This window comes from Dyadobacter sp. CY343 (assembly GCF_021390335.1).
Taxonomy (GTDB): Bacteria; Bacteroidota; Bacteroidia; order Cytophagales; family Spirosomataceae; genus Dyadobacter.
In genome coordinates this window covers 158684-185600 of sequence record NZ_JAJUXK010000001.1, presented here as the reverse complement: position 1 = coordinate 185600, position 26917 = coordinate 158684, and the positions used below count along the sequence as shown (strand labels likewise).

Annotated in this window: 14 protein-coding genes; 5 read left to right on the top strand and 9 right to left on the bottom strand. The window is 46.7% G+C overall.

Translation table 11 applies throughout. From position 1 onward, the window contains the following. Nucleotides 1-37 precede the first annotated feature (37 nt). From LZG94_RS00690 to LZG94_RS00680, 3 genes are all read left to right on the top strand, one after another. Nucleotides 38-754, top strand: a complete 717-nt coding sequence (locus LZG94_RS00690) for a hypothetical protein (protein ID WP_233789964.1) — start codon at nucleotides 38-40, stop codon at nucleotides 752-754. 133 nt (nucleotides 755-887) lie between these two features. Continuing rightward, on the top strand, nucleotides 888-1040 hold the full coding sequence (locus LZG94_RS00685; RefSeq protein ID WP_215234035.1) for a lasso RiPP family leader peptide-containing protein: 153 nt from the start codon (nucleotides 888-890) through the stop codon (nucleotides 1038-1040). Between the two features lie 33 nt (nucleotides 1041-1073). After that, entirely contained in the window at nucleotides 1074-3023 is a 1950-nt protein-coding gene (locus tag LZG94_RS00680) for an asparagine synthase-related protein (protein ID WP_233789962.1), read from the top strand. Between the two features lie 3 nt (nucleotides 3024-3026). Here the strand turns inward: LZG94_RS00680 and LZG94_RS00675 are convergent, their stop codons facing one another. After that, entirely contained in the window at nucleotides 3027-6350 is a 3324-nt protein-coding gene (locus LZG94_RS00675; RefSeq protein WP_233789960.1) for a C25 family cysteine peptidase, read from the bottom strand. Between the two features lie 70 nt (nucleotides 6351-6420). Next, nucleotides 6421-9396, bottom strand: a complete 2976-nt coding sequence (locus tag LZG94_RS00670; RefSeq protein ID WP_233789959.1) for a C25 family cysteine peptidase — start codon at nucleotides 9394-9396, stop codon at nucleotides 6421-6423. Between the two features lie 354 nt (nucleotides 9397-9750). Here LZG94_RS00670 and LZG94_RS00665 point away from each other — a divergent pair, with 354 nt between their 5' ends. Next, on the top strand, nucleotides 9751-10305 hold the full coding sequence (locus LZG94_RS00665) for a collagen-like protein (protein WP_215234039.1): 555 nt from the start codon (nucleotides 9751-9753) through the stop codon (nucleotides 10303-10305). A 237-nt stretch (nucleotides 10306-10542) separates the two neighbouring features. Beyond that, nucleotides 10543-12120, top strand: coding sequence for a malate:quinone oxidoreductase (locus tag LZG94_RS00660; RefSeq protein WP_255700573.1), 1578 nt, complete (start codon nucleotides 10543-10545; stop codon nucleotides 12118-12120). A 70-nt stretch (nucleotides 12121-12190) separates the two neighbouring features. On the opposite strand, the gene LZG94_RS00655 is transcribed toward LZG94_RS00660, so the two are convergent. The 7 genes from LZG94_RS00655 to LZG94_RS00625 all read right to left on the bottom strand — a co-directional run bounded on the left by LZG94_RS00655 (nucleotide 12191) and on the right by LZG94_RS00625 (nucleotide 26898). After that, on the bottom strand, nucleotides 12191-13036 hold the full coding sequence (locus LZG94_RS00655; RefSeq protein WP_233789955.1) for a sugar phosphate isomerase/epimerase: 846 nt from the start codon (nucleotides 13034-13036) through the stop codon (nucleotides 12191-12193). A 6-nt stretch (nucleotides 13037-13042) separates the two neighbouring features. Then, nucleotides 13043-14239: a VCBS repeat-containing protein gene (locus LZG94_RS00650; RefSeq protein WP_233789953.1), complete on the bottom strand. Its 1197-nt coding sequence runs from the start codon at nucleotides 14237-14239 to the stop codon at nucleotides 13043-13045. A 150-nt stretch (nucleotides 14240-14389) separates the two neighbouring features. Further along, nucleotides 14390-17974 carry a PVC-type heme-binding CxxCH protein gene (locus LZG94_RS00645; protein WP_233789951.1) on the bottom strand — a complete coding sequence of 1195 codons (3585 nt, stop codon included), beginning with the start codon at nucleotides 17972-17974 and terminating at the stop codon, nucleotides 14390-14392. 165 nt (nucleotides 17975-18139) lie between these two features. Next, complete coding sequence (locus tag LZG94_RS00640) at nucleotides 18140-19915, bottom strand: hypothetical protein (RefSeq protein ID WP_233789949.1); 1776 nt, start codon at nucleotides 19913-19915, stop codon at nucleotides 18140-18142. 297 nt (nucleotides 19916-20212) lie between these two features. After that, nucleotides 20213-21934 carry a hypothetical protein gene (locus LZG94_RS00635; protein WP_233789947.1) on the bottom strand — a complete coding sequence of 574 codons (1722 nt, stop codon included), beginning with the start codon at nucleotides 21932-21934 and terminating at the stop codon, nucleotides 20213-20215. A gap of 62 nt (nucleotides 21935-21996) precedes the next feature. Next, nucleotides 21997-23766, bottom strand: coding sequence for a RagB/SusD family nutrient uptake outer membrane protein (locus tag LZG94_RS00630; RefSeq protein ID WP_233789946.1), 1770 nt, complete (start codon nucleotides 23764-23766; stop codon nucleotides 21997-21999). Between the two features lie 18 nt (nucleotides 23767-23784). Beyond that, nucleotides 23785-26898, bottom strand: a complete 3114-nt coding sequence (locus LZG94_RS00625) for a SusC/RagA family TonB-linked outer membrane protein (RefSeq protein ID WP_233789944.1) — start codon at nucleotides 26896-26898, stop codon at nucleotides 23785-23787. Between the last annotated feature and the right edge of the window lie 19 nt (nucleotides 26899-26917).

Sequence of the window (26917 nt, the reverse complement as noted above, 5' to 3'; positions counted from 1 at the left end):
TTCAGAATTGAATTCTCACTTATATCAAAAGCACAGCATGAAAATCGCTACACACATTTACAAATCCCTGACAGCCAAGTTAATTGCTGCAAGTCTACTGCTTTTCGCCCTGGAATCTTGTGATCAGAAAAATACAGAGCCTGTTGATGTGTACGGGTATTTCCCGCTTGAAATCGGCAGATATACTGTGTACAATGTGAAAGAGGAAATCTATTCTACCGGGCAGGCAAATCCGGTGATCAAAAACTGGCAGGAAAAAGACAAGGTAGAAAGTGTAAGCGAGGATGAAGCGGGCATGTTTACTTATATCGTTTCACGATCGACCAGGAGCAGCGAAACAGAATACTGGACCAAGATCAAGGAATACAAAGTGCAGAAGTATCCCGACAAGATTTTGACCAATATTGATAATCAGACGTTTTTTTCAATGGCTTTTCCCGTTGATACTAAAATGACCTGGAACGGAAATACCTACAATAACCGCGATGAGGAAGAATATCATTACGAGAATGTGAATGTGCCCGGGAAAGTTGGTGCTGAAAGTTTTGACAGGACACTGCGCGTGGTGGAGCGGAACGATAGCTCGATCATCAACCGGTATATTGGAATAAAGCAATATGGACTGGGGGTTGGTTTGCTGTCAGACAACCAGACATCCTTTGAGTATTGCCAGGACGACGCTTGTATCGGGTCGGGAAAAATTGATTCGGGCACCCGGAAAGCAAGAGTAATCGTTGACTACGGGATTGAATAGGGTGTTTACCCACATTTAAATATCCGGCGGAAACTTGCTTTTCTTATATTTAATACCTCTAAAATTTGGATATTAAATTTATGTGCCTAATTTTACGTCGGATACTGGTATATAATCATCTAATCAAAACAAAATGAGAACAGTGACATCGCACTCTACACAGACGAAAAAGTCTTATCGTAAGCCGGTTCTTTCGAAAATGGGTTCTGTACGGAACCTGACAAAAGGTAAACTGGGAAGCCTACCTGATCTTACTCCTCCGGACGATTTCGCACCGGACGCTTAAGATTACGTCTGTAACACATTAAAATGCTCGATATTGTTAATCGAAGGTGTAGTTGTCTTTCAGGAAAATTTAAAAGACAGGTTCAGACTTTCAAAGTCAACTTTCGATAAGTCAATTGAGTTAGAGCATTTTTTTCTGGGAACAAAGGATATTGGAAATGATGCTTACGAGCAATTTCTTTTATCTAGTACCAAAAAGGCAAAAGAGAACACTTCGATATGTAATTTTTTACATATCGAAGTGTTCTCTTTTGATATATATAAGCAAATCCTGAGTGCGTCCGATAACAAGCTAAGGCTTGCGATCTGGTACGATGAAGCTAACTACAAACTTCATCTTGCGCGGGAGCTTTTCGGAACAATCCCACTATACTATATTCACATTCCAGGTGAATTTCTTTTTTTCTCAACTAGTCTTTCTTCAATAGCAGGGAATAAAGCGCTGCAAGGCTATCTGGATCCAAATGAATCCATGATAGTAACTTATCACAGATTCCGAATGGATCTGCGAAATAGCGACTATTCAAGAACTTTCTATTCGCAAGTGCAAAATCTGGCCCCGGGACATATTTTATCTGTCTCACGAGCGGGCGAATCGATAGAGCGACATATCTCGTTCAATAATGAAAAGTGGGCCGGGTACTCCAAGCCTGAGGATTTTTCACCTGCTATCCGTGATATTTTCAGTCAGTCAGTTTCCGCATCTGCAAGTGATGAATCGTTGCTGGTAGCATCGCATTTAAGTGGGGGTTTGGACTCTTCGTCGGTAAGCACGATGTTCAAGCACATTTATCCGTCCCGTCCACTGCACACGATCTACCATCGGAACGATAGCAAGGAAATGGATGAAAGCCTCTATTCCCGAAGTGTGGTTTCCAAGATAGGTTCTATTCACCATGAAGTGCGCCAGTCGGACGATGATTTTGATTTGATCCAGCTGCATACTTCGCTATTCGGAGAGCCTGAGGTTTCGACGCTCTCTCCTTCTCTCATTACTTCCCTCATGCCGTACGCCCGTAACCTGGGATGCAGCATTTTGTTACGCGGTAGCGCAGGTGATTCTGTGATAGGTAGCGGAATGGAGATTCTGAATAATTCTTTCCGGGAGAAAAAGTGGGCGGACCTGAAATACTATCTCGGAAAAAGAGTCCCGCATTTTTCATTGGCAAAGAACTACCCTGACTGGGACAATTATTCTTTTGAGCGGCAGTTTGACCTGGTACTTCAAAATTTCCTTTACCACCGTTTTTCAGAATCGAGAAATAAGCCAGCCGGAGCGCTTTTCGCACTATATAACGAAGTGAATAATGCATTGGGCGTATCGAAAAGCTACTTTATGAAGCGGGCTTTCGGGAATATCGTGAAGCGCTGGATGCAGACAAGTGTTGCGGCGCCGCAATCCATATTAAGAGACGAATACTTACAACTTCCTCAGTCAGAAGAGTCAGGTATTGTTCTTCCACGCTCACTCAGAGGCGATCTGGATCCAAGACATCAGGAATATTTTGAGGATGTATTCACGCCACGAGCTGTTACTGCTACTGAGCAGCAATTTGTTTTAGGTGAATATTACGGTGTGAAAAACCGTGCGCCATTTCTGGATAAGCAGCTATTTGAAATTTGCATGATGGTTCCGGATTCTATTAAGTACGGATCAGGAAAAGGCCGGGAGCATTTCCGCGAAGCGATGCGCGGGCTGCTGTCTGATGAGGTAATGGAAAGAAGCAGCAAAGCGACCCTTGCTTCTTCCCACGGACAGAAGATCACGTTGCGGCTCTATGAACAGGCAAAAAGCTTTCTAAACGATTCGAAATTGGTTTGGGAGTATGTAGACAGAAGGAAATTTGATGAACAGGTCAGTATTCTGAAAAACGACAAGATCCCCTACCCCGAAAAGGTCAGAACCTGGTTTCACGTTACCCGGACTATTACACTTGCATCCTGGCTTGAATGGCTCGCCGAAACCAAAAACCAGGCTGTTTAAAAGCTATCTTAAAATTACAAATTTGCCTCTCACTTCCTCGACCTGGTTTTCTGCATTCGTCTTTGTCACTTTGTAGATAAAAAGACCCGCGTGCCCGGCTTTCGGCTGCCAGTACCAGTTCTGAATATTTGTTCCCTTATTTTCTTTTACTTCCTCTGCCACTATCCGGCCATTGAGATCGTATATCGTGTATTTCAGGGATTTTACATCTTCAAAGTTGTTGAGCTTTGCTTGCAAATTAATGTAAGTAGTAGCAGGATTTGGGCTAACCACAACGCTCATTCTTGAATCTGCCGGATTTTCTACTTTGAATCGGATACCGTAAGGCTGCACACTTACATTTCCCGCCATATCAGAAACATTCACCAGCAGCTCATATTCTCCCTCGGGAAGATCCGTTTTGAGTAAAGTGATCATAAATGCTCTACTGGATAAAGTGTCCATTCTGAATTCGCCGGCTGTGTATTTAATAGGGCGGTATTCACAATTGTCATCCCAGCAGGATTTTATAAAAATATCGATAAAAGATGTATCCGGCGAAATCAGTCTATTGTCTTCCAGCTTAAATGTCAATACCGGATTTGCCGAAATTGAAGCTTCATTCCGTAGTGGCGCATGATTGAATTGCACTTCCAGAACAGGGGCTATCAGATCTTTCACTTTGGTCAGAGGATAGCGGTTTTCACTATCTGCAACATCCCAGTCGATCACCAGTTCAGCAATGTTATTAGTTTCTTCCAGTTCTGAAATTGTATTGAGCGGATCTACGCGGACTTCAATTCTCGCCACATTTCGGTCACGTGGTAATGTGACTGTGAGTGTATCCTGTAAAGGAAATGCCGCAATTGTTCTTTCGGTAGATTTCTCACCCGCTTTAAAATAGGAGATGATTTTAACCAAAACCTTTTCACTTTGAATATAACGGCCCTGGTTATGCAGCGCGATTGATAATTTCACTGAATCGGAAGCTCCGATCTTTTTATCTGCACTTTGAGAATAGAGCATTAAACTTTCGTCCGGATCCAGCGAGTAATCGGGCTTATCAACGGTAACCAGTTTCAAAGCCGGGTCGCCTTGTAATAGAGATTGATGTACATTTGAAATCGCATAAGCGCCTGGATCACTTGCAATTACCTTTTCAGCAACAGATTGCATCACCTTACCAATCGACATATTGATCGAGGCAGGATCTGTGAACATCGTCTTATAAAGTGTTTCCAGATATTTTGCAGAAGGCGACACAAAACTTTCAAATGAATTGGCAATAATGGCTACTGCTCCTTTTTTCGGTGCCAAAAGCCAGTCCAGCGAAAGCGGGTACCGGTCACCGGCAGTTGGGCTGGTATTAAATCTGGCGCTGAAAATATTGCCGACTCCGCAGCCATTGAAATACATCATCGGATATTTATGCGTATTGTTATACCCTCTGCCCACATCGGTAATGTAGCCCATATCCAAGTCGGTAGTAGTGATCGAACCGTGACCAAAGTACGTGATCAGTCCGGCGCCTTCATTCACTTCGGGTGTGATATTGACAGATTCTACTCCCGGCACGCCCTGTTGTTTCGCGAAAGCTTTCACATTGCCGCCAACAAACCCGCCTGTGACAAATGGAGTCAGAGAACTCAACTGGCTTTTAAGCTGGCTGATTTCCGACGTCGATTTACCTCCATTCAAATGCAAAACTGTTTTGCGCCAGCCAAAGTCGCCCGATTCGTTTGCTTCGTAATCTTTTACCTTTTCCAGGTAGTCCAACACATTCTGATTAGACATTGCTGAAATTCGGCCAACAGGTATTGGGGCAACGTCCTGATCCGCCCCGCCGAGTCCTTCCACTAACAAGAAGTCCGAACCCGGAAAACCAACCGTTGGAACTTCGTCTGGGAGCTCTCGCTTCATTCTTTCATTGTGAGTGTTCGACTTACCGAGCAGGAGCAGATATTTATTTTTATCAGTGGTAGATAGTGCGAAATCCACAAATCTGCGAATCGCGACCGGGCTGGGCTCTCCGTAATTGAATTGATTATAGATATCCTGAATATAAATAACGCTGGCACTATACTTGCCGCCCGCCGAACTTGACCGGTAAGCCGCATATTGCTCAGCTCCATCTTTCAGGTTCGCGCTGGAAACGATAAAATAGTTGATTGTCTTAATGTCTATACTCTTAAATTCAACCGGAGTAATCTTGGCCGCAGGAACGGTGAATGTCTCGCCTGTAACAAAGAGCTCGGAGGTTTTGGAGCTGTTCCCAGGCACCATTAAATTTTTAGGGTCCCCCGTAATCACTTTCACCTTATCAAGATCAGTAATATCTAATACAGTAGCATTGTCGGGTGCGCCGGAAATAGCGATTCGCCCAAATTGACCAGCAATTCCCGGGAGAGAAAAACTGGTAGCAGGACTCTTCCAGACAAATGCGGAAGGATAGATCAGTCTGTAATAAGCTAGTGAGAATCTTTCGAGTGTTTCAGTACTGGGCGATTTCACAGCTAATACCCCCTTATTATTCGCATCCAGGTCAGTAGCTTCAATATCAAATGCGGCCTCACTAGCGCCGAAGCCAGAGTTATTAACCGTTTTCACCAGCCTGAGCGACTGCGCATCTTTTCCAATGTAAATTTCAATGGCGCGACTGTTATTGCTGCGGCCCTGCATCAGCATCTTAACCGCTACTTTTTGGGCAGACGATTTGATTTTATTAGTTAGTTCAAATGGGTAGGTTCCCTGTGTTCCGCGAAGGATCGGCTTACTTGTATGGCTCGCTCCCTGTTCAAAAAAGCTGTTATATAGTGGTGCGCGTATAGGACTTTCTGTGCTGTATGAATATTCATTCTTGAATACATTTAGCAAAATTGCATTGTGTGCGGCTAGTGGACTAATCGATGCATCGGGAGCCTTGGTCACTTTTTCAGCGCGGGCTCCGGCTATATCTCCAACGGTGAGGAAGTAGGCGCTCTCGTCAGAATAAAAGCTGTAATAGGGATTTAACCGGCTGCTCATCGGACGGTACAACAGCGAATCAGAGGATCCGTCGTTGGGCACTCCAAAAAATGTGATCTCATTATTATCAGCACTAATAATAGAAACCTGTTTGCCCCTGTGCCAGATTTGGAATTGAGCCGGCTGATTTTTTGGAAAGCTTGCAGGTAGCGAAGCCAATGGAACCTTGTGTATTCCTCGTTGCGAAACAGCAATCTTAACGTAAGGTTTACCGTAAGAAATCCAGCTGTTTGCGTAGGGAGCGACCCATTGGGCAACAACAGGAACCGAGGTAAGAAGACAGAAGAGAATGGAGAAGGTAAAATTTTTCAAAGTCGTGTGCATTAATATTCGACAGGATTAAACAAAAAAACACGGATAATATACATACGTCATTATCCGTGTTTTTCTTTTATTATTGCTTTACAATCTTTCTAAAATAAACATCATTATTTTCTGTTTGAATTTTGATGATGTACTCGCCGCTGGTCAGGTTTGACAAGTCAACCCTTGTTCCTTTTCCGTTTCTTTTATAAACACGGCCATTTTGATCCAAAACGTCCCAGTGTGCGATATTTACAGGAGCATCCAGGTCAATATTAATAAAATCTCTGGTGGGGTTTGGCGAAAGAACAAGCAAGCTGGTATTCTCTCTTGTCACCGACACAATTTGTGAGTAAGTCGCCTTACCTTCTATTGTCGCGCCATCTTTTACAGAAACTTTATCAACCTGCTTCAAACGGTAGTAGCTTGTTCCCGGAAGTGGATTTGTGTCGAAGAAATGGTAATCCGAAACTTCATCGATAGTGCCTTTACCTTCAACCATTCCGATCTCCGTGAAATTCTTGCCATTATAACTTCTTTCCAATGCGAAGTGGCTGTTGTTGGTTTCCGAAACCGTTCTCCATTTCAGCTCAACTCTTTTTGGCTCTACCAACTTTGCATCGAAAGAAGCAAGTTCTACCGGAAGTGCGCCTGAGGTAATCAGGATACGCAATGCCGGATCACCTTGCAAAATGATCTGATGCACATTGGCACGGTCGAAATCATAATAGGAAGCAGTTCTTCCATTCACAGCATCACTGTAAGAATAGCCCATTTCAAGTTTGGTTTTCAGAGCAACTTCCTGAATAATACCTCCGATCGTTTTTCTATCTACATCCGATTTTGGGAAAATTTCAAGATAAAGTCTGTCCAGATATTCATTGGAAGTACTTGCATAAGCATCCCAGTCATTTCCAAAAACCACAATCGCGCCTTTGTTCGGTGCTAGCAGCCAGTCAAGTGACATGGGTCTCCTGAAAGAAGGACTTGTAAGGGGCTGAGAGAAAAGGTTAAATCTGTTGTTGAACAGGTTATTCACCCCACAACCATTGTAGAAAAGCACGGGGTACTTTCCGGTATTATTATAATTTTTGGCATCATCCATCGCATACCCGAAATCAAGGTCGGTTTGATCGACTCCACCGTGACCAAAATAAGTAATCATCCCTACACCTGATATCCCCGGTGCAGTTCCGTTCACTTCCGGCGCGAGTGTGATACTTTGAATAGCATTAGCTGCCAATGTCTTATCCTTCACTTTCGGGTAAACTTTACCTGCAAAAGGAGCACTCGCAATTTTCGCACTTGTTGCAATAAATGACAGGTTTTCTTGAAACTCTGAAATCTGGTCCTCGCCTTTTCCTCCATTTACATGCAGGATATTTTTCCGCCAGCCTAAATTTTCGGACTGACTTTCATAGGTCTTAACCTTTTCAAGATAATCACGTACTTGTTGCTCCGTAACAGCCGCGATCCGACCGTAAGGAATCACAGGTACGTCGTCAGGAGCGCCGCCCAGCCCGTCAACCAGCAGCAGATCGGAGCCTGGAAAGCCTATTGTCGGGATTTCCTCAGGAATTTCCCGTACAGTACGTTCGTAAAAGGTGATCGACTTACCCAGCAGGAGCAAATATTTATCCTTGTTATTATCCGATACCATAAAGTCCACAAAACGTCTGATCGCAACCGGACTAGGCTCTCCGTAGTTGAACTGATTATATACATCCTTGATTTTTATTACCAGCGGCTTATACTTTTTACCTGGCGAATCATCCTTCCGGTATTCCGCATATTCAGCAGCCGGTGTGGCGAGCAATTCATTCGTAATGATCAAATAATCGGAACTAGCAGGTGAAATAGCCGGAAATGTAACCGAAGTAGCAGGCACTGTCGTAACGTCTTTGGTTACAAATAACGTGAGTGCATTACCATTCCGCGATATCATCATATTCGCAGCATTCCCTGTGATCACTCTTGGCTGGTCGGGGTTGGTAATATCCAGGAACCTGAGAGTTCCAGCTGGCGGGTTCAGGATCGTAAAACGCGTGTTCGAAGCAGATGCAGGAAAATTGAATTCGTATGAACCCAGTGTCTGCATATCGATCTTCTGGTTGTAGGTAACTGAGTAGTAAGACACTGAGAAACCGTCTGTTGCTCCGCCGGTCGACATAAATCCAAGAATACCCTTTCCATTCTCGATATCCTTATCAAGCAGGTCCACATTAAGATCTTTATCTAGAAAACCAGTAACCGTGGTTGAACCCCTCAGTTCTGTTGAGGCTGCATCCTTCCCTGCCCAAACCTGAACAGTTGAATTGGCACTAAAAAGATACCCACGTCCCTTCAAACGAACGTTCAGCTTCGGTGCGGCAGAACCGTGCCGGGCTTTTACCTCATAAGCGAAAGGTTCTGCAACGTAATTTGATGTAAAAACGGCAGGCTTCGGATTCACAGTAGCCAGAGGACGGTTATTGCCCAATCTGGTGCCGGTACCTGCTTTACCTTCCTCGAAATAGCTGTTCAGTGTGGTAGGCCTGGTTGGGTAAGATGTCATGTGCGAATTCTCGATCACAAATTCTTTGTAAAAAGTGAATTTGTGCGATTCCTGCTTCGCGATGGCATCATCGGGCGTTAGCGCCTCTACAGCGGCAGGCGTTCTGTCCGTATTATCGAAAGTCAGGAAGTAGGAGCTTTCATCGGAATATATACTGAAATTCATATTCTTCCTGGACGTCGGCATGCGATAAAGCAGCGCGTCGGAAGCTCCGTCATTGGGGATACCGTAAAATTCGATCTCCGTATTGGAGGCACTAACCAGGGCAACTTCAACTCCCCGACGATACAAATGCAGTTTTCCGGGCTTATTCTGAAAGTTTGCAGGCAATGCAACTTTGTACAGACCACTTTTGCTAACCCCGATCCTCAACCATGACTGGCCGTATTTCCCTGCAAGCCACTCATTCCCATACTTGCCACTCCAAGGTGTCTGCGCGTGTAGCTGAACTCCAAATAGTGTGAGGCCGAACGAGAGAAGGAAAAAAAAATTTGTAAAATTTTTTGTGTTCATAAATCTTGGATTATGATAGTGTTATAAATTTTGCATAGCACGACCGGGTGACGCGCCCGAAACTTCCTACTACACTTAATATATATGAAAATATTAATAAAGCTACAATAACTTCAATATTGAAGCAAATTTACTATAAGGTTGGGCGAAGTTTTTCATTGTAGCTAATTTGTAACGTGTAACCCCTGTGGGTGGTACAATTTTTGTATCAATTCAACAAAAAACAGGGCAAAGAGCCTAATTTTGCGGCCTATGTGGATGCGCATCCTAGGTATTTGTAACATTTCCTGTTTTATTTGTTTTCAACATTTTCTACTCAAGTACCAACAACTCTTTAACTAAACTTATACGATTATGATTAAAAAGCTAATGTTCATTGCATGGATTGGATTGATTGGTGTTGGATTTGGTTGCGACGGCCCTCAGGGAGAAGTCGGCCCGGCCGGACCAAAAGGCGATCCAGGAGCTGCCGGAGAAAAAGGTGAGCCAGGTGAAGCTGGCGCCGATGGCATGGGAGCGAAAGAAATTTTAACAGGAGCTGTTACTACAACGAAAGGTGGATACACGCTTGGAAAAGCAAATTTGACTGCTGCCGACACTGCAATGATTAACAAAAGCGCTATTGTCGTATTTATCAAAAGCCAGGGATTCTGGTGGGCGCAGCCGGGTGTCGTAAGATTTGCGGACAACAAATCGACTAACTACCATTTCGTAACGCTTTTGAGAGGCAATACAATATTTGTCGACATTCGTCCATTATCTTGGTCGGAAGATCAGGAAGCTGCTCCCGAGCGTCAGTTTGAAGCGATTCGCGCTGTGTTTATCCCAGCAGATAAGCTAAGACAAAGCGCAGAAGTTGACTGGACAAATTACAAGCAAGCTATGGCTGCGCTAGGACTGAAAGAGTAACAGCATCTGGTATTGTTTTTATATAGAGATTTTTCGGAAGCCGCTCCCTTGAATGGAGCGGCTTCTTTGTTTTTGTACCACGCTAAGATTTGGGCGCAGCGACTTATTCCAGTTATTGCAACTAAAAAAGTTTTAATTGCCCCCAATCAAGAACTTGTAACCTGCCATAACTTTATTTTTTTGATTTATACTATTTTCGAAACGAAAGGTATTACGTTGATTGTTATAGAATAGCTTTTGTACTTTTCCGGGTTTTGCCGCCCGCTAACATATTATACTTTATTCGTTATGAATACCAAAAAGTCTTCAAAAACGAGCACGCCTGACGTTGTTCTTATCGGAGCCGGCATCATGAGTGCGACTTTGGGCGTCCTGCTCAAAAAGTTGAATCCTGCTATTACCATATCGATATTCGAAAGACTGGACCGGGTAACCGCTGAGAGCTCGGATGCATGGAATAATGCCGGTACCGGCCACTCTGCATTTTGTGAGCTCAATTATACACCGCAGCTTCCCGACGGTTCCGTTGAAACTAAAAAGGCTGTGAAAATTGCCGAGTCTTTTGAAGTTTCGAAAGAGTTCTGGGCTCACCTTGTGGAAACCGGGGTAATCGAATCGCCTGCCACATTTATCTACAATATTCCACACATGAGCTTCGTCTGGGGAAATGAAAATGTGGATTACCTGCACAAACGCTACACTGCACTGACGAGTCACCACCTTTTCCGGGGAATGGAATATACCGAGGACCAGGAAGAGATCAAATCGTGGATCCCACTTGTGATGAAAGGGCGCGATAAAAATGAAAAAGTAGCTGCGACCAGAATGCAGCTGGGTACCGACGTCAATTTCGGTACGCTCACCCGGGCAATGTTCAATTACCTTGAAGAACAGGAAGGTGTGGACCTTTTCCTCAACCATGAAGTCGACGATCTTACCCGGAAAAAAGACGGTTCCTGGATGATCGAAGTGAAAGAACGCGACAGCCGTGCCTCACGTTATGTGCAGACCAAATTTGTATTCATCGGTGCGGGAGGAGGTTCTTTGCCGTTGCTTGAAAAATCGCGCATTCCGGAAGGGAAAGGTTTCGGTGGGTTTCCGGTGAGCGGCCAGTGGCTGGTTTGCAACAAACCCGAGATCATTGAAAAACACCAGGCAAAAGTTTACGGTAAAGCATCCGTAGGTTCACCGCCGATGTCCGTACCTCACCTGGATACCCGAATGATCGACGGACAAAAAGCGCTGCTTTTCGGGCCTTATGCCGGTTTTTCTACCAAGTTCCTGAAAAACGGTTCATACCTGGATCTGCCTTTATCAATCAAACTCAATAATATAAAACCAATGCTGGCGGCGGGAATACACAATATTCCGCTCACCAAATACCTGATCGACCAGGTACGCCAGTCGCCGGAGGATCGGGTGGAAGCATTGAGGGATTACTTGCCGGATGCAAAGCTGGAAGATTGGGATCTGTTAAAAGCAGGTCAGCGTGTGCAGGTGATCAAAAAAGATGAGAAAGAAGGTGGTGTTCTGGAATTCGGTACTGAAATGGTGACTGCGGCAGACGGTTCGCTTGCTGCATTGCTTGGAGCCTCTCCGGGCGCTTCTACATCGGTATCGATCATGCTGGAACTGATCGCGCGCTGTTTCCCGGAAGCGAAATCAGCCGAGTGGCAAAATGAGTTTAAGAAAATGATCCCTTCCTACGGTCAGTCACTTGCGAAGAATGAAGAACTCGCAGCCAAAACCAGAGCCTGGACAACTGACGTTTTGCATTTGAGTACTTCACACCTCGAAGCAGAGCTTACTGCCTGATTATTGACAGATACATAAAAAAATCCCCGCTCAAAACGGGGATTTTTTTATGTCCAAACTTTATCGAGAGCTAGAATGCAAGCGATCTCAAAAAGTGCAGTCCATCTATTGCAATCGATTCTTTCGAAGGCTCAATAACCCGCCAGATCGAAGCAGCTTTGGCGATGATCTTTACATCGGGCGTAAACGATTCGATTACAATATCTCCCTGATAATGAATATGATCCAGCGCGGCGAATATGCGGTCCCAGTTGATCTGGTCTCCACCCGGCGTACCCCGGTCGCTGCCCGACGCATGCAGCAGCCCCAACTTATTCCCGGCATTTCTTATTGCTAATGCGGGATCTTTTTCTTCCAGGTTCATGTGAAATGAATCCAGGTGCACGAGCAAATTATCACTTCCAACGTCCGCGATCATGCGCAGTGCCTGGTCGCAGGTATTGACCATATCCGTCTCATATCTGTTGAGCGGTTCGATTGCCAGCTTCACGTCTTTCTCCGCCGCATAGGCTGCGAGCTTCCGAAGGTTTGAAACCGCAGTCTGCCACTGCTGTACCTTTTCTCCTTCATCAACAAGGTCAGCCCGACCTACGGAGGAATAGATCGGCCCGGCCACCAGCTTACTCCCGAGTATCGGCGCAAGATCAACAAGCGCCTGCACATATTCCATGGATGTAACCTGCTCCTTCCGATTCCCCCTCAAATCGCGACCAGGACCAGTTGCCGCGCATACCGAGCGACATTCCAGCCCAGCAGCGTCCAATGCCATTTTTACAAATACCGGATCGATATTAGCCGGATCTTCAACCGCTATTTCGACAAAGTCAAAGCCCCATTCCTTAAATTTCGGAAACCAGGAAACACCGTCATTTGTAAAAGGCGAAGCAAACAAATATGTGTTGATCCCGAATTTCATTCGATTTTATTTACCCTTTTGCTGCGTAAAAACCCTTACCCCTTTCTTGTTACCCGTCACAATATCAAGCAGCCCGTCGTTATTAATATCTTCAACTGTTACGTGCAATCCTACTCCTGAATTGTTATCCACTTCGTGCCGGGTCCAGGTTGGCGTTTTGCCGGGTTTATATTCAAACCAATACACTACGGCAGGCTCAAATTCGCCCGGATCGTTTCCGTGGTGTGCAAAATACCTCTTACCAGTAATAAAATCGATATTTCCATCGCCGTTGATATCCTTCATTTCCAGACCATGCGTTTGAGAAAACGTATCGTCGATCGTATGGTGCCGCCATATTGCATTACCCTGGGTATCTTTCTGTTGTTCGTGCCACCACACACCATAATCGTGGGCCGAGGCGCTCAGCACATCATTCAACCCGTCGCCATTCAGGTCGAGCACATACATTTGCGAACAATCTTTGCCCAGATCGGCCGGATGAAATTTCCAGTCTTCCTCTTTTCCATGCTTGGCCGGCCCCTCTGCCGGGCCTTCCCACCAGCCTGCTTTCACAAGCACATCCTTTCTTCCGTCGCCATTAATATCCCCATAACCAATTCCGTGGGTATACATGTGCGTAGAATTATTCGGATCGTTGCTGATCACGAATTTCTCCCAGGCAACATCCCCTTTTTTGGAAGGAGATTTTAGCCAGATCACTTTTTTAGCAGTGGGATCGTTGCAAAGCAGGTCCAATCTGCCGTCGCCGTCAATATCCACCATCATCGGCGACTCGTTTCCAACCGATCCATGTATTTCATGCGCGGGCCAGTGTCCCGTTTTCCCTTTGGGGTTTTCGTGCCAATATGCCGCTTTTCCCGGCCAGTCTATCCGGACCAGATCGATCCAACCGTCCTGGTTCACGTCCATCGCATAGTCCAGAAATGAATTGCTGTACCCGCCATTTACCTGAAAAGTATCCGGCTTCATGATTTCGTGCGCTTTCCAGGAGGGTGCCTCAAACCAGTATGCCCCAGCCAGCACATCCTTTTTTCCATCCTTATTCACATCGCCCATTGCGGCTCCTTCGGAAATGAACCTTTTGGTCAGCTCTGTTTTTTTAAACTTAACATCCGCCCCTTTTTTCCCTTTGGCTTGGGCGTGAGCAAGACCCGGCATCAGAAGAACCAGCAGGCAGATATAGATAAGTTTATGATGCATTTCTATCGTTTTTAATGTTAAAACTCCTTTTTTTTCAGAAACCCCTGTCACCCTGAGCGAAGTCGAAGGAACGTGCAGCACGCTACCTAGGCGCCCGGCGGTGGAATGGACTTTATGCACACTTCCCTTCGACTGCGCTCAGGGTGACAATTACTTCACACTCAATAAATAATCCATCAAAGCATAAAAATCCTTTTCCGGGATTATATTTTTAAACTGATCGGGCATTAATGTGTACTTGGAAGCGCGGTATTCTTTCATATCGTTTTTGGCTACCGCAAATTCTTTTCCGGTCATATCTGCGAATACCATCGTTTCACCTTCTGTTCTGCGATAAAGGCCCGTCAGCGTCTGGTCATTTTTCAATGTGATATTATAAGTACGAAATGCCTCGGTTATATTCCTGTTGGGGTCAAGAATCTTTTGGGTCAATGCTTTGTGTCCCCAGTTTCCGATACCGTCCAGCTGCGGGCCCACCATTCCGCCCTGGCCTAAGACCTGGTGACAGGCGCTGCAATTCTGAACGAAAATAGCCTTTCCTGCATCGGTAAGGCCGGTTGACGGTTTAAAATTAGCTATGCGTGTATCTATCAATTTTTGTCTTTCTTCCCGCTCGTTCGCTCCTGCCGCGAGGAATTTTTGCATTTGCTCCCGCTGACCTGCATTCGCATTCAAATCCAATCGCTCTTTTACCGGAATTTCATTGGCGATATCCGGACTTGCAGCCTCCTCTTTAAATGCACTCAGCAGATAATCAATACCCTGCGAAGTATTGGCAAGTACCGTAGCGATCGCAACCTGTAAATTCCGTGCACCACCGGCCAGCTGCTTTTTCAGCATTTCATAAATAGAAAAAGAAGGCGCCTGGCCCATCGAAGCCGCTAGCTTCTCGCGCAATACAGGTAGCTCCGCAGGATCATCGAATACCTCCGCAAGCACATTTACATTCGCCTTTGGATCAATATTCATCAATGCATTCGCCGCCGCGCTGCGCACCGGGTAATCCAGCCATTTCGCTTTCAACATTTCCTGCAACTTCGGTTCCAGCGATTTGAGCCTGAACTCGCCCGCAATGTCAGCGGCTGCTACCCGCTGGTCAGATACAATACCGGGTGCCTTCGCGGGAATTTTGAGTACGGCAGGTTCCAGTTTCCCAAAGCCGATGGAGCCGGTTTGCGAACTGTCAACCGCCTCGATATAACCCATTTGTCCGGCGTAGGCACTCAGATCAAAAGTTGTGTTTTTGATCAAATCTTTCCATTGACTCGTTTCTTTCTGGTTCAATCTATATTCCGAAATCACTTTTCCGCTTGCTGCCAGTCTTACCCGAACTGCATTCCGTGAAATACCTTTTTTATCAGGCAGGTTGTGAATATCGTTGTCAAATACATTCATTTTCAGCGTGGCCGGCAATTTGAAAGGAACCGAATACAACGCAGCCGTTGGGATATAGCCATTTTTTTCACTCAAAATAATACGAAAAGCAGGCGTGATATCAGTGAGAAACTGCTCAGTGACCACCCACGGATTACCCGGCTCAGCTGTTTTCAGTACCGGTTTGCTCTTCCACGTTTCCGAGTTTTCTGAAATGCCGCCAAGAAATGTTGTAGCCAGACTATTACCCCAAGCCTCCATCTTCTCCCCCGGCGCCAGGCCGCTCTGTTTCACCCCTGCCTGGATGGTATTGTATAGAGAAAGCTGCGATTCCGGATCGTTTGCAAACCTTTTATTGATCAGATCAATCGCTTTTTCCAGCTGGTAGGGAGATACGTACCTGGCGATATATTCCAGATTTTTAATGAGATCATCAGTTGGAAGATCGTGTGTTAATGTATAATCCAACACAAATGCAGCCGCTCCGCTCGAAGGCACATCGAGCATGGCTTTAGTCAGCAGCGCAGCTTGGCTGTCCGTCCATTTCATGCCGGGAATGCGCCACATAATGCTTTTGTCCTTTAAGTTATCCCGGATCGCGAGCATGGCAGTATATTTCAAATGCGTGTCTTCCGCATCAGTCTGGTCGTGCAATGCAAGCAAAAGTTGCAGGTTATCAATACGCGGAAATTTACCCGCAACCTCTGCCGCAACCCTACGGACAGAAGGATCAGTATCTGATTTTAATGCATCAACTACAAGATTATTAACATCATGAAACACACCCACATCCTCCTGCGCAATTCGCAGGGCATGTATGCGGAGATTGGCATCCGTGCTTTTCATCGCATCCATCAGTAATTCGGCTTTGAGAACACCTAGCCGGTTCAAAATCCACAATGCATGTACAGCTGCGGCTTTATCAGTTGCTTTTTCGCTTGCGTAAATTAACTTTTCCAAAGGCTTCATTGCCTGCTCCCCCCAGGTATCCACAATCCGATCCGCAACTTTCAACCGCGTATTCAACTGCGGATGTTTCAATCCCTCAATCAACTGATCCAGCGTCGCTTTCGACCAATCCGTCACCTTCATATCCTGGTGTGGCTCGCTGCCCTTATAAGTAATTTTCCAGATGCGCCCGCTCAGCCTGTCGCGGCCCGGGTGGTTCAATGCCACTTCATAATGTCCGATAATGCGGTTATAAAAGTCAGCAATATAGATCGCGCCGTCGGGCCCCAGCTTCACATCCACCGGCCGGAACCACGGATCTTTACTTACTAAAAGCGGCTCCTCTTTTTTGGAAACCGGCGTGGAACCTTTGTAAGTGATCTTATTTCGGTCAATGCGGCACGTAACCACATCGCCCGTATAAAAACTGTTTCGGTACTGTTCGGGAAATTGTGTACCTGTGTAGTAAACCAGCCCAGCCAATGCAGTAGAGCCCAGATCGTAGTCCATCATAGCCGGCGCGAACCCAAGTCCCGCCGGGGCTTTCTTGCCAAAATGCGGATATTCTCCGCCGGCAATCAGCTGCGTAATCGGCTTCGTGTGACAATCCACCGAATATAAATAGCCTTTTTCATCATAAGCGTAACCAAACGGATTTACCCGACCGAAAGTGGTTTGCTCCACGTGACTGCCGTCCAGTTTCACACGGAATGTATTTCCAGAAGTCATTTTAATAGTATCCCCATCGCTGCCGGCTACATGGGAGGTATTTGAAAAACCGTGACAAACGTGCAGCCAGCCGTCGTAGCCGCGCATGAGGTTATTCACCATTCCATGCGTGTCTTTGTGGCCAAACGGACCCAGTAATACCTTTTTACTGTCCGCTTTCCCGTCATTGTTTTCGTCTTTGAAATAATACAAATTGGGAATGCTGTAAGCAATAGCACCGTCGGCTACGGGCATAATGCCGATGGGGATATTCAGGTTATTGTCAAAATTGGTAAAGGTATCTGCCTTTCCGTCGCCGTTTTTGTCTTCCAGAATGGTGATTCGATCTTTCCCGTCACTCTGCCCGGCAGCAACCGGATATTCGGAACTTTGCGTAACCCAAAGCCGGCCCCGGTCATCGAACTCCATATTTATAGGCTTGGTAATATCGGGCTCGGAAGCGAAAAGTGTTATTTCAAACCCTGGCGGCAGGACGAAACTTTTGCGTTCCTCTTCCGGCGTCTGGAATTTGGTAGTACGAATATGCTCGGCGAAAAGCTCCGACGAAGGTTGTCCGTTTTGGGAAACTTTGGCGCTTGGGCCAGACTTGCTTTTGGGGGTGCTGCAACTTTGCGCGTAAAAAATAAGTACCGCGGATAAAACAATAGTGCTGCCAAGCCGGGACTTCTTGAATCGATCATTCATTCCGGAATGCTGTTTGAAGGTTGAGTTTAGGATAAAGGGCATTGGGTCGAAAAATTACCCCCAACCCCCTAAAAGCGGGCCTTTCATTTTCTATTAAGCCCCCTTGAGGGGGTTGGGGGTACTTATCGAGCGAAGCCCCCTTTTAGGGGGTTAGGGGGTAGAGAACTAGGGCTGATAAATGTAATTAGCCCTGCCCGACGGAGCTGCGTCGCCATTTATCCAGAAATCCATTACATTGCCTTGTTCCTGCATATTATCGCTCCATTTGAACTCAAAAGCCGGCTCGCCAGTTATGCCGAGCATCGATTTCGGGACTTTAATCTCCATTTTGTTTTTACTGACAACAAAATCGACTTCCCCGGCTTTCGTCCAGTTCCAGGCTGCGTCTGTTTTCTCTACAATAGCTTTTTTATCGGGATTAATGCGATTGATCACAACATCATATCCCTCCCAGCCCGTGTTTTTGTCTTTATCAATATTAATAAAAAGCCGCATCCAGCCGGGATCTTCTTTGGGAGAAAGTGGCTGCGCGGTTTCCACATAGAAATACACAAACTCCTGATCACGAGTTACCTTCGAAAGCACAATATCATTCCGGCCGGTTATATTTTTATAAACTAAACTCCCCCACCCCGGACTATCCCGGTGAATCGTATTGCCTTTGTGGGCAGTAAATGAAGGGGTTACTTTATCCCACTCGGTAAACTTCCCGTCTATCGCCACTGTAAAAGCTGCGGAAACCGGCTCACGGGCAGGTAAACCTTTGAATTTCCTGATATTCGCAGCCATTTGGTAATAGTAATTATCTCCGTGCCCGCCTTTCATAGGTTCAATATCACGGCTGCCTTCCTGGTCGAATTCGTCCGGGAATGCGTTTGTTTGCTCCTGCCATACATCGTAGCGGCCCGCGATCCATTCATTCCAGCCGGTAATGAATATCAGCTCAGGATTGATTTCCAGCGCCCTGTCAAACTGCTCCTGGAAATTAAAACCGTAATTCACCGCATCTCGTGTCGTGATCTGCCCGTTTGTATGCGTATAACTTCTTCCGAAAGAGCCGGTTGCATTCAATGCGGTCAGGCCGCGTGCTTTGGTCCAGTTTTGCGCTACACCCACCGTCGCCTGTTCGAAGGTCCCGTCTGCATTTTTCTTATATCCGTGCTGTGGGAATATTTCCAGCCAGCCCCAGTGATCTGTTTTTTCAGGACCTTTATTATACACGGGCTGACCGGGACGGAATGTAAAAAACTCACGCAATTCCTTTTCAAGCGCAGGTTCCGCGGTTTTTCCTTTAATAGTTTCTGTAAATTCAGGGGAAGCCATAATGAAAGGCTTTCCCTTCCACATGAACCACAGGTCTTTGTACTTTCCCGGTTTGTAAAGATCTGTGTAAATTTCCCTGATGATCTCTTTTCCGCCGTCGGTTGTCCAAAACGGCAGCATAAAGCATATCTGCGGCGTTTTGACTCCGTCTTTTCGCGCCTGCGTGAATACCTCGCATAGCTTCATATAGGATTCTTTCCAGGTCAGGTTTCCATTGGTACAATCAAAAATGATCATATCCACACCTGCGTCGGCGAGCATTTCAGCATGTTTGCGCAGCAGCCACGCGTCGGTATCCACATAGTACCCAAAAAGCGGCTCCGCCCAAAACCACGGACTTTTTCGTTTCGGCCAGATCGGATCGTTGTAGTCGTGGATCGCTTTCGGGTTGCGCGAGAGGTATTCAGTCACATTCAATGCAGGATTGTTTTTCGCCTGCTGCGTGTGCCAGGTCCAGTAAAACAACCCCACAAACTTCTCCTTCTTAAAATCGCCCGCTTCCTTCTGGTCAGGCAGCCTCCGCCCGACGGCATCAGTAGCGGTAACCAGCGGACTATAATTCTGTGCGAATGCAGATGATGCAAGAAGTAATAACAGGACTTGGAGTTTGATTTTCATAGGGTTAGGATAAGCTGGTTTTACCCCCGACCCTGGAGGGGGTTACCTGTGCTTACTTGCATAGGGAAAGCACACTTGGGCCGGGAGTGGGATTCAGATTAATTATTAGGAATACATCCGAGGCACTTTTAGAGAAATAGCCCCCCTCTCAGCGGATTGGGGGTAGATTCCGTCGGCTTAAGCCGGCGGGTATTGATTGATTTCAAAAAAAGATCAATCACATCAGCATCAATTGCCGTCGGCTTCAGCCGACGGGACATTGATTAGATTGATAGAATGATCTATTAATTGATCAGATTATTGGCTGATGATAAAATTGAATCTCCCGCCGGGGGCCGCGTCGCCGTTTACATACCAGTCGAGCGGGTTGCCGTCTTCCTGCATGTTGTCCGACCATTTGAATTCCATATTCAGCGGCGATTTCAGATTAGTTAAAAAGGATTTAGGAATAGTTACCATCATTTGATTACCGCTCGTCTGGTAAGTCACTTTCTTCACATCGTGCCAATTTCCGGCTTTGTACTGCTGCAAAGTATTCCCCGAAACAATGCGGTACTCGTAACCCTTCCAGCCAGTGGCTGCTTTTCGGTCAATATCGAGGTAGAGGCGCATCCAGTTGTCACCGGAGTTGGGCGTGATCTCAGCTACCGTTTTTACGTAGAAATAAAGGTTCTTTTCATCTGTCGCCACCTTCATTTCATCAAAATCATTTCTGCCTGTTTTATTCACGTAAACCATCGCGGGCTCCGTTTGGGCACCTGGATGATTGCGCGCCTGGGTATCCCCGGTGTAGTCTTTGTAAACCGTCTCTACGCCTTTCCAGTCATCAAACTTGCTGATACTTTTTTCAGGACCCAATATAGGATTTGCCTCCACACCTTTGTATCTGCGCACATTCGCGACCAGCTGCATATAATAATGATCTTTCAGACCAGCGGTAAGCGAAGGTTCGATATCCCGGCTATATTCCGGACTGGCCTGATCGCAAAACCACGAATGTTCAGGATTGTTGTCGTGGCTCGGAAATTTGCCCGCAATCCACTCATTCCAGCCGGTCACATATACGAAGGGTGTATTTTGTTTGATCGCGAAATCCCATTGCTCCTGTACATTATAACCATAAGCAATATCCTTTTTCGGATCTCCGGGAGAACCGTTCCGGTAGCTTCTGCCCCAGTTATCTTTGTTCCCGTAAAATGCAGAACCGCCCATTCCGGCAGTCGGGTTGGGATGCTGCGCGACTGATACATTGATAATTTCTGCTTCCCCAGCATTGTTATAATGTACTTTTTGAGGTCTGGTAAATGAGATCCATGGCCAGCCGTTCGATTTCTGCGCCTCGGTCGGCCACTGCGATTCGCGGAATGTGAAGAATGATTTGAAATTTTTACCGTCGGCTTCTTTGCTGATCCCGATGATCAGCGGCTTCCCGTCGAGCATGTACCAGCAGTCGGGGTGGCGGTAGGGAGCTCCTTCTTTGTAAAAGAGATCATACGCTTCCTGCATCGTTTCGCCGGAGAGGGTATTGGTATAAAAAACAATTTTCGGCGCCTTTCTTCCCTGCGCCCGAACCGCGTCCATTGCTTTCATCAATGCATCGGCCTGCTTGGCGTAAGTAAGTCGGTTTGTTGCATCCATCACCAGAAAATCGACTCCTGCGTCTGTTAAAAGCTGGACGCTCCGCAAATGCACCCAGTAATCATCACCTTTGTAATATCCATAAATAGGCTGTCCCCAGTAATACATGCCGGTCCCGTTTTTCGGGTCGCCGCCCCAGTCGGGGTGATCGAAATCTTCCAGGACAGCCGGATTTTTTGAAACAATCTCATTCAAATCCCAGTGCCGGGCCGGCGCTACATCGTGCCACAGAAAGTAAAACATACCTACCTGCCGGTTGCTTTTGGGATCGCCGACCGTGTTGTTCTGCGGGATCGTGCGGCCGAGATCATCGGTACCGGCCAGCGGCTGCGCCAGGACTTTCGCCCCGGCCAGCATTAATACTAAAATCGCTTTTTTCATTTTTATGGGTTTAGTGGAGCCGGCATTGATATAGTCGATCAACGCCGGGTATTCATTGCTGGTTAATCCAGCCAGCCCGGGTTCTGCCAGTCGACGCCGGACAGACCGATTATTTTATCGACCTCCTGCTGATCAATTGGGTACATCAGGTATTTATCAGAAAATGCATTGCGATTGGTGAATTTGAACCTGCGGTAAACAAGGTTGGTACCGTTTCTTGTGATCCGCATTCCGGTCACAAATCGGTCTGTTTCAGCCAGTATCTTCCAGCGGCGTACGTCGAAAAAGCGGTGTTCTTCAAATGCAAGTTCGACGCGGCGCTCGTTTCTGTATTTTTTATCAAAAGCATCTTTCGTCAGTCCGGCCGGAAAACCAGGCATTCCTGCCCGTGTCCGCACCACATTCACTGCCTGCCGCGCAGACATACTTTGCGTACCTACATTCACCGCCGCTTCCGGGCCCACCGATTGGTTAGCCGCTTCCGCAAAGTTCAGGTACAGTTCAGCAAGCCTGAAAAGGCGTATCGCCCCGTCGGCATCGTTGTTCTGCCCGGATCTGTAATTGTTGAACTTTCGCAAATAATAGCCCGTGCGCGTATGCTTGCGGTTGATATCAGAGATTTCCTCTGCGCCGCCCACGAAAGTTTCTACCTTTTTACCAGCCGGCTGATCCAGGTTTCTCACTGCTCCGTTGTAGTAAATCGAGGCATAAAAACGCGGGTCGCGACCTGTGTAAGGGTCCGTTTCCTTGTAACCCGAAGCCGCATTGATGATCGGTGTTGTGCGGTTGGCATCGGAATATCCGGTTACGGGCGCTTGTCCGTTCGCCATTTCATAACTGTCGACCAGATCTTGCGTCGGGCATGGGCCTGTTCTTTCCATACCGGGGTTCGTTGGCATACCTGCGTAGCGCCAAACCTGCATGGCGTCACCTGCGTGGTAGATCGTTTCCTTGTCGGTCGCGCGCTGATCGTTTGAGCTCGTGAAGAAATACAGTGCATAAGGATTTTGCGCAATGTTTGCAGCCGGTTTTTCGTCAAAAAGGCGGTATCCGTTTGCCAGACATTGTCCCAAGGCCTCGGCTGTAATGGTAGTAGCCGTTTGCCAGGTGTAAGTTCCGTCTGTCCAGAGCGGGCTCGCTGCGTAGGTCACAGCCTGCGATTTGATCGCATAGGCAACCGCTCTCGTCATGATACCATATTGATTATCAAAAACATCCCAGGACAAACCTTCCCTCGTGGCCGGGTAAGACAATGCTTTATCACAATCAGCCAGGATAAATGTGACTACCTCTGCGAAAGTCGCCCTTTTATCCTGCGAAAAATCGTGGTCGATGGCCAGCGGCTTGTCGAAAATAGGTACTCCGCCGTAGCGTTTGATCAGTTGCAGATAGTACAATGCGCGCAAAGTGTGCGCCTGGGCCGTCCATGAATTTTTCTCACCCTCACTCGCGTAGACGGTCGCAGTTTTGATATTTTCAATAAAAACATTGCATTTCCTGATTCCCTCGTAAAGCTTTCCCCAAGGACTTCCATCCGCAGAATTGCCCGGATAAGTGAGCGAAGTTACATTCCCGCCGTACCACACAATGTATCTCGATCCCGGCGTGATATCGTCGGCATCCTGCGCTTCGTCGGTGAAGGAAGCCCGGTCCATATAAGGTTTTGGAGTGAAACCGTAGCAGGAGTTGAGGTACCCTCTTGTCCGGTTATAGTCGCTGAAAACCTGGTCCATTGTAATGCGGCCGTCGGTGGGCAGGTCCAGCTTTTCGTTGCACGAAACCAGCATGGTCACCACGGACATTGTTAGCAGAAGTATTTTATATTTTTTCATCTCAATAAATGGATTGACTTAGAAAATGACGCTGATACCTGCATTGAACACGCGGTAAACTGGGAAACCTGCAAAGCCGCCGCCTTCGGGCCCGAAGTCCTTGGACCTCATTTTATCCCAGGTAATCAGGTTTTGGCCGCTCACCAGGATCCGGATTTTATCCGCCATAATGGCGCGGGATAAAGTGGCAGGCAGATTATAGCCGATCTCCACATTTTTCAGGCGCAGGTAAGAGCGGTTGTTCACGTAGTAATCGCTGGATTCGTGGTTCACACTTTTACCAAGAGATAAAGCGGGGGAAGTGATTTCCTGACCACTCGCATATCTTTCCGGGGTCCAGGCATTGCGGTGCAGAGAGCCGAATACCCCGTCAAAATCGGTTTCCCACAATCCGAAAGAGCTTCCCGTTTCAATGCTTGAATAATCACCTACACCCTGGAAGAGAAAGCTCAGGTCAAAGTTTTTATAGGTAAGTCCTGCCGAAAGTGAATAGATTGTGCTGGGCAGCATTCCCGTTCCGATCGGCGCTTTGTCCCTTTCATCGATTTTAGAATCCCCATTCAAATCCTGGTATTTCAAATCGCCTAAGCGGGGTGTTCCAAAACCATATTCTAAATTGCTCTGGTCAATTTCTGTTTGGGAGTTAAAAAATCCGTTTCCGTTGCTGTAATCAACCAGGTACCCAAACTTTTGACCAAAAGAATAACCTTCCTGCCATTTCCGGTAGGCGTAATCCGCTGTTTTCAGCGCCTCGTTCTGGTTGATGATTTTGTTCTTAGCATAGCTTAATATCAGATTTCCGAAAACAGAAAAATCACGGCTCAATGCTTTGTGGTAGCCAAGATTGATATCTGCACCTTTATTTTCAAAACTACCCGAATTCAATTTGGGATAATTTACAAGCTGCACACCCTGGTAAAGCGGAATGGTCGAAAGCGCGCTGACGATCATATTGTCCATCTTTTCCTGGAATACATCTACCGACAGGTTAAATGCATTCAAAAATCCGAGGTCGATGCCAAAGTTCTGCTTTTTAGAGACTTCTGCGGCAATATTCGGGTTACCCACCTGGCCTTCGTTCACCACATATTGCAGCGATCCGATCGGGCCGCCGCCTGCCACAGTTACATTGTCAAGATAAGCATACCTCGCAAGTCCGCTCTCATCGTTGGCGGTTTTACCATAGGATGCGCGCAGTTTCAGGTAGGTCAAAAATGTATTGTCTTTCAGAAAGGCTTCATTCGAGATTACCCACGCAGCTGAGATAGCCGGCGTAGTCGTGTAGCGCACACTTCTTGCATATTGTTCTGATCCTGAATATCCCAGGTCTAGTTTCAGCAGGTACCTGTTATCAAAGCCATAGTTCACCTCAAACCCTGAACTCACCCTATTGTAAGGTAACATGCGCGCAGAGTCGTTTTCAGCTCTTGTTAAATTCTGATAGAACATATACGCCATTGCGCCCACCCGGTGTCTTCCAAAGTCACGCTGGTAGTTCATCGCCACATTGTAGGTCAGGTGGTAGTAATATGAATGCCCTTTTGAATAGCCGAGCGGCGTATTATTTTGCGCGCCTTTTTTAATATAACCTCCTCCCAGAGAATCACTTGCCTGTACCCAGCGCTCGTAATCCTGCCGCGTTGCCAGGCTCCCAACTGAATTGGTCTGGTAAGCTAGTTTGCCAGTCAGGTTTAATCCTTTTGTAAGAAATCCCATATCCAGGTCGAGGCCGAACTGCGAGGTGATATTGGTTACCGTGTGTCGCACGTAGCCGGTACGGTTCAGCATTCCATAAGTCGGCGACTCCACCCGCTCGGTTGTAATTACCTGTCCGCCTTCGCTGATCACTTCTCCCGAAGCATCCACCACCGGCTGCGTCACAGGTCCGTACATGGTCGACGGGATCTGGAATATGCTTGAATACACTTCTGAATTGCCCACACCGGGTGTACGCTCTCTTTTCACATTGCCGCTCAGGCGCACAAATGCTTTCAGGTAGCGGTTCAGGTTCATATCAATATTGGAGCGGTAATTGACCCAGATATTGTTCGCATTCGAATTGTAATTGGTTTGGTCTGTTTTGAAATAACCACCCTGGTGCATAAAGTTGATGTTCGAGAAGAACTGCACTTTATCATTTCCTCCGGTCACATTGACGCTCGCGCGCTGCATGTTCGCCAGGTCTTTTACATAATGCTTATACCAGTTGTTATTCGGGTATTTCACAGGATCCTGACCTGAGCGATAACCTTCGATCTGCTGCGGAGTAAATAGGTAATTTGCGCCCAGCCCATCATTGAATGCGGCCTGGTTGCGCATTTCGGCATAATCTGCGGAGTTGTAGAAAGGCGGTTTTGTTGTCACCTGCTGCACAGATTGGTCGAAACGCGTTTTGATCTGCAACGGGCCTTTTCTGCCTCTTTTTGTATTGATTACCAATAATCCGTTTGCTCCCTGGATCCCGTAAAGCGCCTGGGTCGATGCGTCCCTTAATATGGTAATATTCTCAATTTCGTTGGCTGTAATGTATTCGAGCGTCTGGTTGCTATTGTAAGCGCAAATAATACCGTCGATGATCACCAGCGGCCCACCGTCCCTTCCGGCAGCTAAACCTCTGATATACAGATTTGTATTAGCCCTCGACAGCTCTGAAAACGTTTCCTGGGTAGTAAGTCCTGGCAACCGGCCTGCCAAAGTCTGCGTCAGGTTTGCTACCGGCGCTTTTTCCAGTTCTTCGCCTTTCACGGTCGCCACAGAGCCGGATATGTCATTTCTGTACTGGGCTGTGTAACCCAGCTGGATCACTTCATCCTTTTTATGCGCGTCCCATTTAAGCCTTACTTCGAGTTCCTGCTTGTCGGCCACCGCCACTTTCTGGTTGGCATACCCGTAAAGTGAGAATACGATAGCCTCGCTGCCGTCGTCAATGCTCATTGCAAACTCGCCTTTGCTATTGGTTGCAGTACCGTTCCTACCGTTTTCGGACTGTATTGCTACGCCTCCCAGCGGTTTTCCAAATTCATCAAGCACAAGCCCGTTGATCGTTTCGGTCAGGTCCTGGGCAATTGCCACCGTACAAAACAGTAGGAATGCAAGGGTTGACGCAATGCCGGATTTTATATATGTTATCATAAAAATGATCGTCTAAATC